We start from the raw sequence: 13,776 nt of genomic DNA on the forward strand, positions 1-13,776 counted from the left end.
GTAACATGATCCGAATTGTAATTGCTGAAGATCAGGGTATGCTATTAGGCGCACTTCGCTCTTTACTTAGTATGGAGGATGATATGGAAGTCGTAGGCTTAGCCAAAAATGGAGAGGAAGCATTGGCACTTGTAGCTGAGCATCAGCCTGATATTTGTATTATGGATATTGAGATGCCAGTGAAAACTGGACTTGACGCTGCAGAGGAAATGCATAACTCTGGATTTGATTGTAAAGTAATTATATTAACAACATTTGCAAGACCAGGTTATTTTGAGCGTGCTAGAAAGGCTAGTGTCCGAGGATATTTGCTAAAGGATAGCCCTATAGAGGAATTGGTCAGTGCCATCCGTACCATTATGGATGGTAAAAGAATTTACGCACCTGAACTAGTCGATTTTGTTTATGAGGATGATAGCGAAAATCCATTAACTGACCGAGAGAGCCAAGTACTGACACTTGTTGCAGAGGGAAAAACGACAAAAGAAATTGCTGCAGAATTATTTTTATCGGCAGGGACTGTTCGGAATTACATCTCCACTATTTTAGAAAAATTAAATGTTGGGAATCGTATTGAAGCCATTGCCCGCTTTAAAGAAAAAGGATGGAATAAATAAGCAGCTTAAGAACCTATCATGAATAACCTTATACCTATGCAAGTATCTTGATTGAAAATAGACAAAAGGCATTGAATCATTTAAATTCAGTGCCTTTTGTCATTACAAAAAATATATTAAGATATTGTATATTTTGACTATTAATGATAAGATTTAGAAAAATTTAATCATTTTAACGGGAAGGATGGAAATAATTATGAGAAAAATTATGAAAGTTACTTCAACAGCGTTATTAGCAACAACATTTGTCGTTACTAGCGCATATCCTTCAGCCGTTTTTGCTGCAAGCAACGATATGGTTGATCCAGTAGTTGAGACAGAGACATCATTACAAAGTAATATGGATCTAGCTGTTCAGGCGGCATTAGTCGGTCCTGAAATTAAAAAATTAAATGTACTAGGTCATGAATTTAATGTGAAACCGGCTTCTATTTCGAAAAAGAATAATCTAACAGTTGTAAATGGGCAAATATCCCATCACTTAAGCTGGCGTCCGGATGATCAGTTATATTACCGTATTGATATAGAAAATGGAGAAGTAAAGCAAGTAGAGATTAAAATTGACCGTGGAGGATGGACAAGTTTATCTGCTCCATTTCTTGCTACATTAGCACAAAAGAATGATATCCCGGTTACGCTCGAAATGATACAAGAACTTGGGCAAAAATTAGGTAGTTTTATTGATGGTAAATGGGAATATGCAGCAGAAGCAATTGTTTCAACTATTGCGTTACATATTGAATAATATAAAAATAATCAGTGAACTCTTTGTCATCCCCACTGATTATTTTTATGACACGTTTTTAAGAATTTCTTTGAGGGATCAGAGTTTGAATATCCACAACTAAAGCCAGAAGCTTATTCATTAAGCTTCTGGCTTCTTTATGTGGGGCCTTATTTTTTCCGTTTTGTTAAACGTCCCAGAACAAATGCACCTGCTGCTACGGCAAGGACTGTATTTGTTTTTTTCGTAAATACTTGTTTTGTCACAAGATTAAGGTTTTGAGGGCGCTCAGCTAAACGGCGCATAAAGTAGCCGTACCAATCCTCACCAAATGGTACATATACACAGAAATTATAGCCTTCATTAGCAAGCTCTTTTTGCATGTCTGTACGGAAACCATAAAGCATTTGGAATTCAAATTTATCTAATGGAATATTATGATCAGCTACAAAGCGTTTTACATGTGCTATTACATTATGGTCATGCGTTGCAATGGACGTAAATTTGCCATGAAGTAAATGATATTCGATTAACTCAATGAAATTTAAATCAATATCTAATTTATCTTGGAAGGCAACCTCAACAGGCTCTTTATAAGCACCTTTTACGATACGTAAACGATAGTCCTTAAATTTCTCAATATCGTCTTTTGCACGGTAGAAGTACGATTGAATAACAGTACCCACATTATTAAAAGTTTTGGAAAGCTCCTCAACCATATCAAATGATGTCTGTAAGCGACCATAGTTTTCCATATCAAAGTTCACAAATATATCATAAGCCGCCGCTTTTTCTACAATCTCGTATAAATTATCGTAGCAAAAATCAACATCGATATCTAATCCTAATTGCGATGGTTTTAACGAAATATGGGCATTCACACCATTTTCGTGAATAGCTTCAATAACAGCGAGGATTTGTTCTTTTGCCTTTGTTGCTTCTTCTTCAGTTGAAACAAATTCTCCTAAATTATCCACTGTGCAAGAGATATTATGTGCGTTTAGCTCTTTGATGCTTGCAATTGTTTCCTCAATATTTGTACCAGCTACTACACTTTGTGCTCCTAATTTAAGGCCATATTTTTTTGCAGCACTATTTAATAATTGGTTTTCAGATAAATGGATGAAAAAATCGCGTAATACCATGGTCATTCTCCTCACTGCTTTTCTTTTTAGTATAACATAATTTATAAAAGTTATATCGATTTCAACACAATCGTTATTTCATTTCAAGAATTTGCATGCGTTTGTTAAAAAGAGCAGGATAGCTTAAAAAGCCTATCATTATGCTTGATAATGTCGCTGTAGTGAGGAGAGCAAAAATAATTAAGAGCTGAAATTGGACTGCTTGTATAGGGTCTGCACCACCGATAATTTGACCACTCATCATGCCCGGCAGTTGAACGAGCCCGATGGTTTTTTGACTCTCGATTGTAGGAATCATACTTGCTTTTACTGCATTTATTAGCTGTCGATGAATAGCCTGTTTAGGCGTGCCACCAAGTGATAAAATTAATTCAATTTCGTCATGTCGATTGGTAATCTCTGCTGTAAAACGATTTAAAAATAGAATGGACAATACCATAGAATTACCAATCAGCATGCCGCTAATGGGAATAATATACTGTGCAGTTGCTGGAACAATATGAAAGCCGAGTAAAACGCCTTGTGTGACAGCTTCGATTACAACTAAAGTCAAAGCTATTTTCCACGTGATGCCTTGAATACCCTCTCCTTTTTTGCGAGCATTTAATGTTGCCACTACAATCATTAATGCAACCATAAGGAAAATATAAAGAAAGCTTTGGGCATCAAAGACAAATTTTAAGATATAGCCTACTGCAAGCAGCTGAATAATTGAGCGTATTGTAGCAATAATTGTATCTTTTTCAAGTCCAAGCTTTAATGTTTTTGATAGCAGCAGAGGGATAAAAACAAAAATTAATGTCAGAGATAATGTTGTAAATGTCATACATTCGCCCCCTGTACAAATTCTACTACACGTGGATTTACAGGTGCTTTCAGTAGAGAGCTTTTTCCTGTTTCAATCAGCTCACCATCCATCATGACCCATGTGAAGTGTCCAATTGTTAATGCTTGCTGCAAATTATGTGTAATCCAGATCATTGTCACATTGTATTTTTTGTTAATGGTAGTAATGAGTGTCTCGATATCCTGGACAGATTGACGGTCCAGTGCAGAGGTGATTTCATCTAATAATAAAATGGAGGACTGATTAATAAGCGTTCTCGCAATAGAGACTTTTTGTCGTTGTCCACCTGATAATCCATTTGTAGAGCGCTGTAAAAAGCTTTGATCAAGTCCGACATCTTGTAAATATTGAATGGCTTCTTCTTTTGTAAGCTTTTTTCCTTGTAATGAACGAGGAAGTGCGAGATTTTCAAACACAGTTCCGTTGGTCATAGGTGCTGCCTGAAGGGCGATGCCGACATGTCTTCTTAAAGCGGTTGGTTCATATGTAGAAATAGGTTGATTATCAATTAATATTTGACCATCTGTAGGTGATAATAAGCCATTGCATAATTTTAGTAGAGTTGTTTTGCCAGCACCAGATGGACCAACTAAAGTGGTAATTTTTCCTTTAGGGAATGACCCAGTAATCGATTTTAAGATGGTCTTGCCATTTGCTGAAAAACTGACCTGCTGAAGGTGAATAGAAGGCTCGTATAACATATTCATGCGGTTGAAACTCCTTTATACTAATAGGTACAATAACTTTATCATGAAATGAATAAAGGCTACAGCTATTTAACCATTGTGTAGTCTGTGAAAATGGAAGGAGAATGGAAAATGAATGTATTATATGTAGATACATTAGCATATGCACAAGGCAATATGTATATCGTAGCCTCAGATGAAGGTCTCGTTTATATTGGAACACCAAATGCACCGTTTGAAGAGGTAGAAGTATGGGCCAAAAAGCCATTTAAAGGCTTTCGTTTTGAAGAAAATAAAGAAAAGTTACAGCCATATATTAAGCAATTTACGGCTTATTTTAATAAAGAGCTTACAGAATTTGATTTGCCGATACATATCAAAGGGACTCCATTTCAGCTAGCAGTATGGGATGCACTAATGGAGCTACCATACGGTACAACTGCATCTTATTCTGATATTGCACACCGCATAGGTAATCCAAAGGCAGTAAGAGCGGTAGGTGGTGCAATAGGGGCTAATCCAATATTGGCGATTATTCCGTGCCATCGTGTGATTGGAAAAAATGGTAAATTAACAGGTTTTCGGAGTGGATTGGCAATGAAAGAGTTTTTACTTGAAATGGAGAGAGCTTGAAGAAATTGATTTCGATAAAGAATGCGCTGATAATAAAAAGTTTACTCCAACAAAATTACATGTTTGAGCGTAAGACTTCAAGGAATGATCAGTAAATCCACACGTTTATTAATTCAGGAAAAGAATCTGCATGACATCTATAGAAGCTATGCAGATTCTTATACTATCAAATATTAGATATGTTCCTCTTGAACATTGGTTTTTGTTTTTCCAAAATGTGTTAAACGATGGGCGAATGTTTCACCTTTAACGGCAGAGCCTTTGAAAATATCCTGGTATTCATAGGCTGGTGTACCATGTTCAATAACATCCAAACCAGCAATTTCTTCCTCTGCAGAAACACGTAATGGCACAAATGCTTTAATAATAAATAAACCGATTGTTACAGAAATGCTAACCCAGGCAATGGTAGCGATAATCCCGATTGCTTGCACGCCTAGAAGGCTGATGCCGCCACCGTAGAATAATCCTTGACCATTAATATCAAATAGACCTACTGCGAGAGTCCCCCAAATACCACAGATTCCATGTACGGCAATGGCACCAACAGGATCATCAACTTTCAATTTCCATTCGATGAAACGTACACCTTCTACAAGTAATGGAGCTGCAATTAAGCCAATAATGATAGAACCCATAACACTAACATTAGCCGCACCAGCTGTAATGCCGACAAGTCCTGCCAAGGCACCGTTTAATGTAAGTGAGCCATCAATATGTCCATATCGAAACTTTGTATAGAAAGCAGTTGCGACAACTCCAGCAGCGGCTGCAAAGAATGTATTGGCAATAACGCTAGGCACTAGTTCAGGATCAGCTGCTAATGTAGATGCTCCATTAAAGCCAAACCAACCAAACCAAAGTAAAAATACCCCTAGAGAGCCCAAAGGAATACTGTGCCCTGTGATGACGTGAACACGACCGTTCTCATATTTACCAAGACGTGGTCCGATCATCGCCGCTGCTACAAATGCTGCTACAGCCCCTGTTAAATGAACTACTGTTGAGCCTGCGAAATCAATAAATCCAAGATCTGTTAACCAGCCCTGACCACTCCACACCCAATGACCGACAACAGGGTAAACTACTAATGTCATGAGTATAATAACGCCGATATAAGCAAAAATATTTGTACGCTCAGCAACTGCACCAGATAAAATGGTTGCGCCTGTAGCTGCAAACATTGTTTGGAAGATAAAGAAGGAAAGATCATCTACACCTTTTAAAGCAAAGCCACTTGTACCAAATAAACCTCCTGCAGTATCACCAAACATAATTGCGTATCCACATAAAAAGTAAATAATACCGCCTAGTGAAATCGTTAGAAAGTTTTTCATAATTATATTGACCGCGTTTTTAGAACGTGTAAAGCCAGCCTCAACCATTGCAAATCCAGCGTGCATAAAAAATACTAAAACTGTACCTAACATTACCCAAACTAAATTTACCGATAATAGAACCGCATCCATATAAATTCCCCCTTATTCTACCGCAATTGAGCCGACTTCTTTAGTACGGATTCGAATTGCCTGTTCTACTGGATAAATAAATATTTTACCGTCACCAACTTGACCGGTCGCAGCATCTCGTAAAAGTACTCCCACTATAGGATCAACTTTTTCATCATCAACAATCATTTCTAATTTCAACTTTGGTAAAAATTCAATTTCGTACGTGTTGCCACGGAATAAACCAGTCCGACCTAGCTGACGTCCACAGCCCGCAATTTCGGAAACACTTAGCCCTGCAATTCCTTCCTGTGCAAGTCCATCCCTAACGGCGCCGAAAACTTCAGGACGAATAATTGCTTCGATTTTTTTCATTGAAACCAGCTCCTTGCGTTAATTTAATTTACATGTTAAAACGACATCAAAAACAACGCAATTATTTTTTTGATATACATGTTATATTTTATGACATGGAATATTTCGTTTCTCGTAATATATTTAGTAAAATGTTTTTATAGGGGGAATGTAAGCGGTACTAAAAAATGTGTCTAAAATGTGTCGTGTTCTAAATTTTCTGATTATTAATGTAAGGAAATCTAACATTAAAACAGAAGAATGTAAAACGCAAGAATTTGGGTATATAGTGTATACTAGGACTAATTATCAAAGCGGAAGAAGGGGTTACTTGTGAGTTCACACTATGCAGATGATAGCTTAGCGCTGCACACAGACTTATACCAAATCAATATGGCAGAGTCGTATTGGGCGGATGGTATACATAATAGAAAAGCAGTTTTTGAATTATATTTCAGAAAATTACCATTTGGCAATGGATATGCCATTTTTGCTGGATTAGAAAGAATGCTTGATTATTTACGCAATTTTAGTTTCAGCGATTCAGATATTACCTACTTACGAGAAGAGGTAGGCTATAAAGAAGACTTTATTGATTATTTGAAAAATATCCGATTCACAGGAGATATGTACTCCATGGTGGAGGGGGAGCTTGTTTTCGCTAATGAACCAATCGTTCGCATTGAAGCACCATTAGTAGAGGCACAGCTAATTGAAACAGCTCTTCTTAATATTGTGAATTACCAAACATTAATTGCAACAAAGGCTAGTCGTATTAAACAAATTATTAAAAATGAAGCAGCAATGGAATTTGGCACAAGACGTGCTCAGGAGATGGATGCGGCCATTTGGGGAACAAGGGCTGCGTTTATTGGTGGCTTTGCTTCTACAAGTAATGTTCGTGCAGGGAAACTATTTCATATACCAGTTTCAGGTACCCATGCACATGCACTTGTTCAAGCTTATAAAAATGATTACGATGCATTCCATGCATATGCAAAACGTCACCGAGATTGCGTGTTCCTTGTGGATACTTACAATACGTTAAAATCAGGTGTGCCGACAGCCATTAAAGTAGCTAAAGAACTTGGGGAAAAAATTAATTTTATTGGCATTCGTTTAGATAGTGGTGATATAGCATTTTTGTCAAAAGAAGCTCGTCGTATGCTAGATGAAGCAGGTTTCCACAATGCCAAAATTATCGTATCCAATGATTTAGATGAATACACCATTTTAAACTTAAAGGCACAAGGTGCAAAAGTGGATGTATGGGGAATCGGTACAAAGCTTATTACAGCTTATGATCAACCTGCTTTAGGGGCTGTCTATAAAATGGTTGCCATCGAAAATGAAGAGGGTCAATTAGAAGATACAATAAAAATTTCTGCGAATGCTGAAAAAGTATCGACACCTGGTCTTAAAAATGTTTATCGAATTATCGATCGAAAGAACGGTAAGGCAGAGGGAGATTATATTACGATGCAGGATGAAAACCCACAAGCAGAGGAACGAATAAAAATGTTCCACCCGGTTCATACCTTTGTTTCGAAATTTGTTACAAACTTCGAAGCAAAAAACTTACATCAACATGTAATTAAAAATGGAGCCATTCATTATCAAAATCCAGCATTAGAAGAAATGCGCGATTATGCTGCGAATAATTTAGAATTGTTATGGGATGAATATAAGCGTGCCATGAATCCTGAGGAATACCCTGTCGATTTAAGCCAAAGATGTTGGGACAATAAAATGCGCAATATTGAAGAAGTGCGTGAAATGGTCAATCGATTATAAGTAAGGAGTGGACAATAAATGACTTTACAGCAGCAGATTATTCAGGAATTACGAGTGAACTCTACTATTGATGTGCAGGAGGAAATTCGTAAATCCATTGATTTTTTAAAGGAATATGCCCGTCGATATAGTTTTGTAAAAGGATTTGTTCTTGGAATATCTGGTGGACAGGATTCTACATTAACAGGGAAATTAGCGCAGCTTGCGGTTGATGAGTTAAATGGGGAGTCAGGAGAAGCGACATATTCCTTTTATGCTATACGCTTACCATATGGTGTTCAGGCTGATGAAAAGGACTGTCAGGATGCCATCGATTATATTAAACCAACAAAAGCCCTAACAGTGAATATTAAAGATGCTGTCGATGCAAGCGTTCAAGCATTAGCGGATGCAGGAATTCAGATAAGTGATTTTGTAAAGGGAAATGAAAAGGCACGTGAGCGCATGAAGGCACAATATGCGATTGCTGCTATGAATAATGCTGTCGTATTAGGAACGGACCACGCTGCTGAAGCAATAACGGGTTTTTACACAAAGTTTGGAGATGGGGGTGCGGATTTGATGCCCATCTTCCGCCTCAACAAACGTCAAGGTAGGCAATTATTAGCTGCGCTTGATTGCCCAGAGCATTTATATTTAAAAACACCAACTGCTGATTTAGAGGAAAATCGCCCATCCCTACCAGATGAGCAAGCACTTGGTGTAACATATGATCAAATTGATGATTATTTAGAGGGAAAGACTATTCCTGAAGAAGCACGTATTACATTAGAAGGATATTATTTACGTTCTCAGCATAAACGCCATATGCCCATAACAATATTTGATGATTTTTGGAAGTGATCTTAAAGAAGAGTTTTATTTAAAGTAGGTTTAACTTTGAATAGAGCTCTTTTTTTATTTAATTTGATTCTGAGTTATTAAGCTTTCGCATAAAATGTCGATATATATACCTATAAAGCTAATAAAAAATAAGGGAGGGTAATTATTTATGAGGACTTCTAGAGTAAGTGCAACGACTAATAGTACATTTCGTAACGAACAACAGTATCTTCATGCAGGGGATATAAGCCATAACTTTGGGCAAAATCCGAAGCAACAATTTAAAAATAGTATGCAAAAAAATAATGATAAGAAGCAAATGAATCATACGAAACAAGATCATCAGCCGCGTTCAAATAAAATAGAAGCTGGTTCTTTAGATCATGTATATGATTTACAAATACGACATGAATTAAATGAAACGGCTGATAAATTAAATCGTCTTAGCAAGCAAAAGAAGCTTCTAAATAGTTACCGCTCTTCTATATAGACATGTATAAAAACTCTCTTCATCTTTCTATAGATGGAGAGAGTTTTTGTATTACAAAAGGAAAATAAATATCTTTTATTCAAAATACTTGAAATCAAAACGTTCAATGAATATTCAAGATAATTTTTCCAATACTTCACAGTGTTTTTTTACTTATTTCACAATTGAACTGTAAAGTAATTGGTAGTAACAGAATAAAGAAATTGGGGGAAGCGGTTGTGAAAAAATTATGGTTACCTGTACTCGCAGTATTATTTTTACTCGTGGCCTGCGGTACAGAAAAGACAGAGGTTAAGGAAGATGCATCAAAGCAAGAGGATACGGTTAATGAATCAGAAGCAAAAGATAATTCGGTACAAGTTGCTTCTTTAGTTGATCCACGTTTACAAGAGCCTAAGGAAGATACATTGTGTGAAATGTGTAATATGAAAGTTTACATGAAAGACGATGAAATGGGAGAGTTCTCTACTCAGGCGATAAAAGAGGATGGAACAATCGCCTTTTACGATGACATTGGCTGTTTATTAAATGCAGAGGTAGCAAATGAGGAAAAGAACGAAAAATTTGTACGAGACTATATCACAAAGGATTGGGCGAAAGTAGAAGATGTAACAATCGTCAAAACAGACCTGAAATCACCGATGAACTGGGGCTATATTTATTTTATTAACAAAGCTGATGCAGATATATTTATTGCAGATAATCCAAGTGCACATGTAGAGGAGTTACAAAAGATTAAGGATGATGCATTGGAGCGTCGTAAAAAAATGATGGAAGAAAAAGCGAAAAAAGAAGCAAACGGTGAATCGGATTCCATGCATATGGAAGAGATGAATCATGATGATCAAGGTCATAATCATTAATAGAAAAGGGCTAGGGGGATTCCTCTAGTCTTTTCATGCTGAAGTGTGAGGTGAGAAAAGGTGAAGAAAATAGGCTTTGCATTATTGTTTTTTCTATTTATGAGCGACATAGTTTACGCTGAATTCGATATACAGGAAGCTATTGATACAGCATCACCCGGTGAGGTAATTCATATTCCTGCTGGCCGTTATCAAGGTAACTTTGTTGTTACAAAGCCACTAACATTACTTGGTGAGGAAGGAACGGAATTTATTTCGAAAAATGATGAGCCTGCACTACGAATTGAAAGCACCACAACTATCAGTATCAGCAATGTAGAATTATCAGGAAAAAGTAAGGCAATTGTTGCTAGTAATGTTGATGGGCTTGAGCTCAGTAATATACACATTAAAGACGCTTATACGGGTGTACATATTCAGCGCTCCAAAAACATTCATATACATGACATTCAAGTAACTGGCAGTGAGGGGCATTATGCAGAGAAAGGTAATGGTATTGCCATTTATAAAAGTGAAGACATCCTTATAGAAAATAATCATATTGAGCAGATGCAGGATGGAATTTATGTAGAGGAAGTCAACAGTATTGTTGTTCAGCACAACAATGTGACACAAAGTCGTTATGCTACACATTTTATGTACACAAGGGATGCGAAGGCATTTTTTAATAACTATCTTTCTAATGTTACTGGCTTTATGGTCATGATGACCACAGATATCTTATTAGAAAACAACACCGTCGAAAACCATTCTGATTATAATGGCTACGGTATGTTGTTGTATGACGTACAGCGAGCTTCAATAGCGAAAAATATTATCAAAAATAATCGAACAGGTGTAGCATTACAAAAAAGTTCGATGATTCAAATGGATACAAATAACTTTCAAATGAATCAAACGGCAGTAGAGGGCACAAAGGTAAGTAATAACACAACGGCTAGTAATAATAGCTTTACTGGCAATATTTTAACAGCCCGCTCTGATCAATTAGGCTTTCAGCTTCATAGCAATTATTATGATGATTATACAGGTATTGATATAGAAGGGGATGGGTATGGTGATGTTCCATATGTGGCAATGTCAAGTTTTGGACAGTGGATGGTTCGGCAGCCTGTCTACCAATATTTTGTGGCCTCTCCTAGTGTTGTTTTATTAACAACGCTTGATCAGCAAATTAATAAAACAGAATCAAAGGTGTTAGTTGATCATACACCGAGATTAGCGACAAAGCATGAAATAGTAAATAACAAACTAAATGTTATACAAACATTAGCAGGTTTACTTTTGCTAGTAGGTAGTTTATGGCTATGGAAAAGAGGGATAACGGAATGAAAAGGGTAATGATGATCTTGTTGTGCTGCGGTGTACTGTGGGGCTGTAGCGAAAAAACATTTGAGCCTCGTGAAATAGTTAGTGAAACGGACGTTTGTAAAATTTGTAATATGAGCATTGTTCATAATGCTTATGCTGGTCAAATAGCCTTGAAAAATGGTGATTATGAAATTTTTGATGATATTGGCTGCTTGATGGAATATATAGCTTCAAATGGCGATGAAGAAATTGGAGCAGCCTACATTAAAGATGCCTCAAAAAATGAATGGATTGATGTTTTTGAAGCTGTCTATGTGTACAACAAGGAGTATTGGACACCAATGAATTACGGTGTAGTGGCCTTTGACACAAAACAAGCAGCACAGGAGTGGATGACGCAAGAAGGAGAGGGAAAACTGCTTCATTATAAGGATTTACACAATTTTAATTGGGGGATCCATGAGTGATGTATAATATGTTAATTAAATTAGAATTGAAACAAATGCTTAGAAGTCGATGGATGCAACTTGTATGTCTGCTATTTACATTTGTTTTTACATCTATTATCGTCATTCAGCAAATGGCACTTCCTGATGTTGAAGGCTTTACACGTCAAACTGCCTCATTTTTAAACGTATTACTATTTTTATTGCCGCTGTTTATCCTAACGATTGGCAGTATGAGCATTGCTGGAGATGTAGAATCTGGCTGGTACTCGTTGTTAAAGACATATCCAATGACACGGTTGCAATACATTACAGGGAAATATATAGCTACTGTACTAGCCTTTTTATTGGTCGTGCTGTTAGCGTTTGGGGTTATCGTAACGCTAGGAGGGATTTTAGGTGGTGTGCGATTGCCTACTATTTTCATCACGCTAACTTTGCTATGTATATTAATTTTTGTGTCTTTAGCCGTTTCGATTGGAGCCTTTGCCAAAACTAGATTATTGGCACTATCGTTATCACTTGTGATTTGGTCTATTTTTTTATTGCTCATTTCTTACGCTTTGATGGCCATAGGTACTGTCGTAGCAGGTCATGTGATGCAAAAGCTTACCATTATTGCGATACATATTAATCCTGTAGAGTGGTTACGCTTCGGCTATTTTATTTTTACAAACCAAGCTAGCGTGCTTGGTCCAGCATTTTATAGTGTGACAAAATTTTACTCCTCATCATTAGGATACACGCTATATGGAGCTATAACGATGCTTTGGATCATTTGTCCATTAGCTTTCAGCAGTAGGCTTTTAAAGAAAGGGGGAAGAAGATGATGCTACTAGAAGCCAACAAATTATCACATGTATATGACAATAATAGAGGACTTCAGGAAGCTTCCTTTTCCCTACAGACAGGGCGTGTTCTAGCTCTTGTGGGGGGGAATGGCGCTGGCAAAAGTACATTAATCCGATTGTTAACAGGACAGGAAAAGCAAAAATCAGGTGAAATGATTTGGCATAAACCGCAAACTATCCGATATATGCCAGATGATGTTGACTTTCCATCTATGTTATCAGCAATAGAGATTTTACAGCTACTTGCCTCTTTCAAGAACGTTGATAAGGAGGAGCAAGAAAATGTATTAAGACGTGTCGCGCTATGGGATGTAAGAAAACAGAGAGTAAAGCAATTCTCAAAAGGAATGCGTCAGCGTCTGAATCTTGCCCAAAGCTTACTTGGCAATGGCTCATTGCTTATTTTAGATGAGCCAACAAATGGACTTGATCCGTTTTGGATAACTGAGCTAAAAAAATTGATGCTTGAGGAAAAAAACAAAGGTTGTACAGTCATATTTTCCACACATTTCTTGGCATTTGCTGAGGAAGTGGCAGATGATGTGTTAGTTTTACACGAGGGGAAAATACTTATCTCAGGAGCCTTAAAGGAAATTCTCTTACAGGAGGATTCACCCTCACTAGAAAATTTATGGTTAAAAAAATTAAATCTGTAACATTTTGATAGGTAATGGCGTTCTATGTTAGTGGGTAGACTTGTTTGAAGGAATTCAGACAAGTCTTCTTTTATGTGCTTAATGGTCAG

Annotated in this window: 16 protein-coding genes; 11 read left to right on the forward strand and 5 right to left on the reverse strand. The window is 36.9% G+C overall.

Going from position 1 to position 13,776, the window contains the following annotated elements; genetic code table 11:
• The first annotated feature begins 5 nt into the window (after positions 1-5).
• Positions 6-617 carry a response regulator transcription factor gene (locus tag B2R82_RS10075; protein ID WP_283869735.1) on the forward strand — a complete coding sequence of 204 codons (612 nt, stop codon included), beginning with the start codon at positions 6-8 and terminating at the stop codon, positions 615-617.
• Positions 618-813: 196 nt separating this feature from the next.
• On the forward strand, positions 814-1,362 hold the full coding sequence (locus B2R82_RS10080) for a methyltransferase (RefSeq protein ID WP_286924721.1): 549 nt from the start codon (positions 814-816) through the stop codon (positions 1,360-1,362).
• 149 nt (positions 1,363-1,511) lie between these two features.
• Here B2R82_RS10080 and B2R82_RS10085 read toward each other — a convergent pair whose 3' ends face one another.
• The 3 genes from B2R82_RS10085 to B2R82_RS10095 form a co-directional block, all read right to left on the reverse strand.
• The gene (locus B2R82_RS10085; protein ID WP_286924722.1) at positions 1,512-2,486 is read right to left on the reverse strand and encodes a proline dehydrogenase family protein; all 975 of its coding nucleotides are present in this window, start codon (positions 2,484-2,486) and stop codon (positions 1,512-1,514) included.
• A 73-nt stretch (positions 2,487-2,559) separates the two neighbouring features.
• Positions 2,560-3,312, reverse strand: a complete 753-nt coding sequence (locus B2R82_RS10090; protein ID WP_283869732.1) for an ABC transporter permease — start codon at positions 3,310-3,312, stop codon at positions 2,560-2,562.
• A complete protein-coding gene (locus B2R82_RS10095) occupies positions 3,309-4,040 on the reverse strand; it encodes a phosphate ABC transporter ATP-binding protein (RefSeq protein WP_286924723.1) in 732 nt (243 codons plus the stop codon). Before B2R82_RS10095 ends, B2R82_RS10090 begins: the two co-directional genes overlap by 4 nt.
• 111 nt (positions 4,041-4,151) lie before the next feature.
• On the opposite strand from B2R82_RS10095, the gene B2R82_RS10100 reads away from it, so the two are divergent.
• On the forward strand, positions 4,152-4,652 hold the full coding sequence (locus tag B2R82_RS10100) for a methylated-DNA--[protein]-cysteine S-methyltransferase (protein WP_286924725.1): 501 nt from the start codon (positions 4,152-4,154) through the stop codon (positions 4,650-4,652).
• A 173-nt stretch (positions 4,653-4,825) separates the two neighbouring features.
• Here B2R82_RS10100 and B2R82_RS10105 read toward each other — a convergent pair whose 3' ends face one another.
• Together B2R82_RS10105 and B2R82_RS10110 are read right to left on the reverse strand one after the other, a co-directional pair.
• Positions 4,826-6,121, reverse strand: coding sequence for an ammonium transporter (locus B2R82_RS10105; protein ID WP_286924726.1), 1,296 nt, complete (start codon positions 6,119-6,121; stop codon positions 4,826-4,828).
• A gap of 12 nt (positions 6,122-6,133) precedes the next feature.
• Positions 6,134-6,475 (reverse strand): P-II family nitrogen regulator, encoded by a 342-nt coding sequence (locus tag B2R82_RS10110; RefSeq protein ID WP_286924727.1) that lies wholly within the window; start codon positions 6,473-6,475, stop codon positions 6,134-6,136.
• Between the two features lie 312 nt (positions 6,476-6,787).
• Between B2R82_RS10110 and B2R82_RS10115 the strand changes: the two genes are divergently transcribed.
• From B2R82_RS10115 to B2R82_RS10150, 8 genes are all read left to right on the forward strand, one after another.
• On the forward strand, positions 6,788-8,248 hold the full coding sequence (locus B2R82_RS10115; RefSeq protein ID WP_286924728.1) for a nicotinate phosphoribosyltransferase: 1,461 nt from the start codon (positions 6,788-6,790) through the stop codon (positions 8,246-8,248).
• Between the two features lie 18 nt (positions 8,249-8,266).
• Positions 8,267-9,091, forward strand: a complete 825-nt coding sequence (gene nadE, locus B2R82_RS10120; protein WP_286924729.1) for an ammonia-dependent NAD(+) synthetase — start codon at positions 8,267-8,269, stop codon at positions 9,089-9,091.
• Positions 9,092-9,239: 148 nt separating this feature from the next.
• On the forward strand, positions 9,240-9,560 hold the full coding sequence (locus B2R82_RS10125) for an NAD synthetase (RefSeq protein WP_286924730.1): 321 nt from the start codon (positions 9,240-9,242) through the stop codon (positions 9,558-9,560).
• Positions 9,561-9,778: 218 nt separating this feature from the next.
• Positions 9,779-10,423 (forward strand): nitrous oxide reductase accessory protein NosL, encoded by a 645-nt coding sequence (locus B2R82_RS10130; RefSeq protein ID WP_286924731.1) that lies wholly within the window; start codon positions 9,779-9,781, stop codon positions 10,421-10,423.
• 60 nt (positions 10,424-10,483) lie between these two features.
• Positions 10,484-11,755, forward strand: a complete 1,272-nt coding sequence (locus tag B2R82_RS10135; RefSeq protein ID WP_286924732.1) for a right-handed parallel beta-helix repeat-containing protein — start codon at positions 10,484-10,486, stop codon at positions 11,753-11,755.
• The gene (locus B2R82_RS10140) at positions 11,752-12,201 is read left to right on the forward strand and encodes a nitrous oxide reductase accessory protein NosL (RefSeq protein ID WP_286924733.1); all 450 of its coding nucleotides are present in this window, start codon (positions 11,752-11,754) and stop codon (positions 12,199-12,201) included. The genes B2R82_RS10135 and B2R82_RS10140 overlap by 4 nt, the downstream gene beginning before the upstream one ends.
• Positions 12,201-13,010, forward strand: a complete 810-nt coding sequence (locus tag B2R82_RS10145; RefSeq protein WP_286924746.1) for an ABC transporter permease — start codon at positions 12,201-12,203, stop codon at positions 13,008-13,010. The genes B2R82_RS10140 and B2R82_RS10145 overlap by 1 nt, the downstream gene beginning before the upstream one ends.
• Positions 13,007-13,687 carry an ABC transporter ATP-binding protein gene (locus tag B2R82_RS10150; protein ID WP_286924734.1) on the forward strand — a complete coding sequence of 227 codons (681 nt, stop codon included), beginning with the start codon at positions 13,007-13,009 and terminating at the stop codon, positions 13,685-13,687. The genes B2R82_RS10145 and B2R82_RS10150 overlap by 4 nt, the downstream gene beginning before the upstream one ends.
• Positions 13,688-13,776: the final 89 nt, after the last annotated feature.

This window comes from Lysinibacillus sp. UBA6686, from assembly GCF_002455205.1.
GTDB classification, from domain to species: domain Bacteria; phylum Bacillota; class Bacilli; order Bacillales_A; family Planococcaceae; genus Lysinibacillus; species Lysinibacillus pakistanensis.

Coding starts and splice junctions, on each gene's coding strand:
- B2R82_RS10075 (WP_283869735.1), top strand. CDS start 6: ATGATCCGAATTGTAATTGCTGAAGATCAGGGTATGCTATTAGGCGCA.
- B2R82_RS10080 (WP_286924721.1), top strand. CDS start 814: ATGAGAAAAATTATGAAAGTTACTTCAACAGCGTTATTAGCAACAACA.
- B2R82_RS10085 (WP_286924722.1), bottom strand. CDS start 2,486: ATGGTATTACGCGATTTTTTCATCCATTTATCTGAAAACCAATTATTA.
- B2R82_RS10090 (WP_283869732.1), bottom strand. CDS start 3,312: ATGACATTTACAACATTATCTCTGACATTAATTTTTGTTTTTATCCCT.
- B2R82_RS10095 (WP_286924723.1), bottom strand. CDS start 4,040: ATGAATATGTTATACGAGCCTTCTATTCACCTTCAGCAGGTCAGTTTT.
- B2R82_RS10100 (WP_286924725.1), top strand. CDS start 4,152: ATGAATGTATTATATGTAGATACATTAGCATATGCACAAGGCAATATG.
- B2R82_RS10105 (WP_286924726.1), bottom strand. CDS start 6,121: ATGGATGCGGTTCTATTATCGGTAAATTTAGTTTGGGTAATGTTAGGT.
- B2R82_RS10110 (WP_286924727.1), bottom strand. CDS start 6,475: ATGAAAAAAATCGAAGCAATTATTCGTCCTGAAGTTTTCGGCGCCGTT.
- nadE (WP_286924729.1), top strand. CDS start 8,267: ATGACTTTACAGCAGCAGATTATTCAGGAATTACGAGTGAACTCTACT.
- B2R82_RS10125 (WP_286924730.1), top strand. CDS start 9,240: ATGAGGACTTCTAGAGTAAGTGCAACGACTAATAGTACATTTCGTAAC.
- B2R82_RS10140 (WP_286924733.1), top strand. CDS start 11,752: ATGAAAAGGGTAATGATGATCTTGTTGTGCTGCGGTGTACTGTGGGGC.
- B2R82_RS10145 (WP_286924746.1), top strand. CDS start 12,201: ATGTATAATATGTTAATTAAATTAGAATTGAAACAAATGCTTAGAAGT.
- B2R82_RS10150 (WP_286924734.1), top strand. CDS start 13,007: ATGATGCTACTAGAAGCCAACAAATTATCACATGTATATGACAATAAT.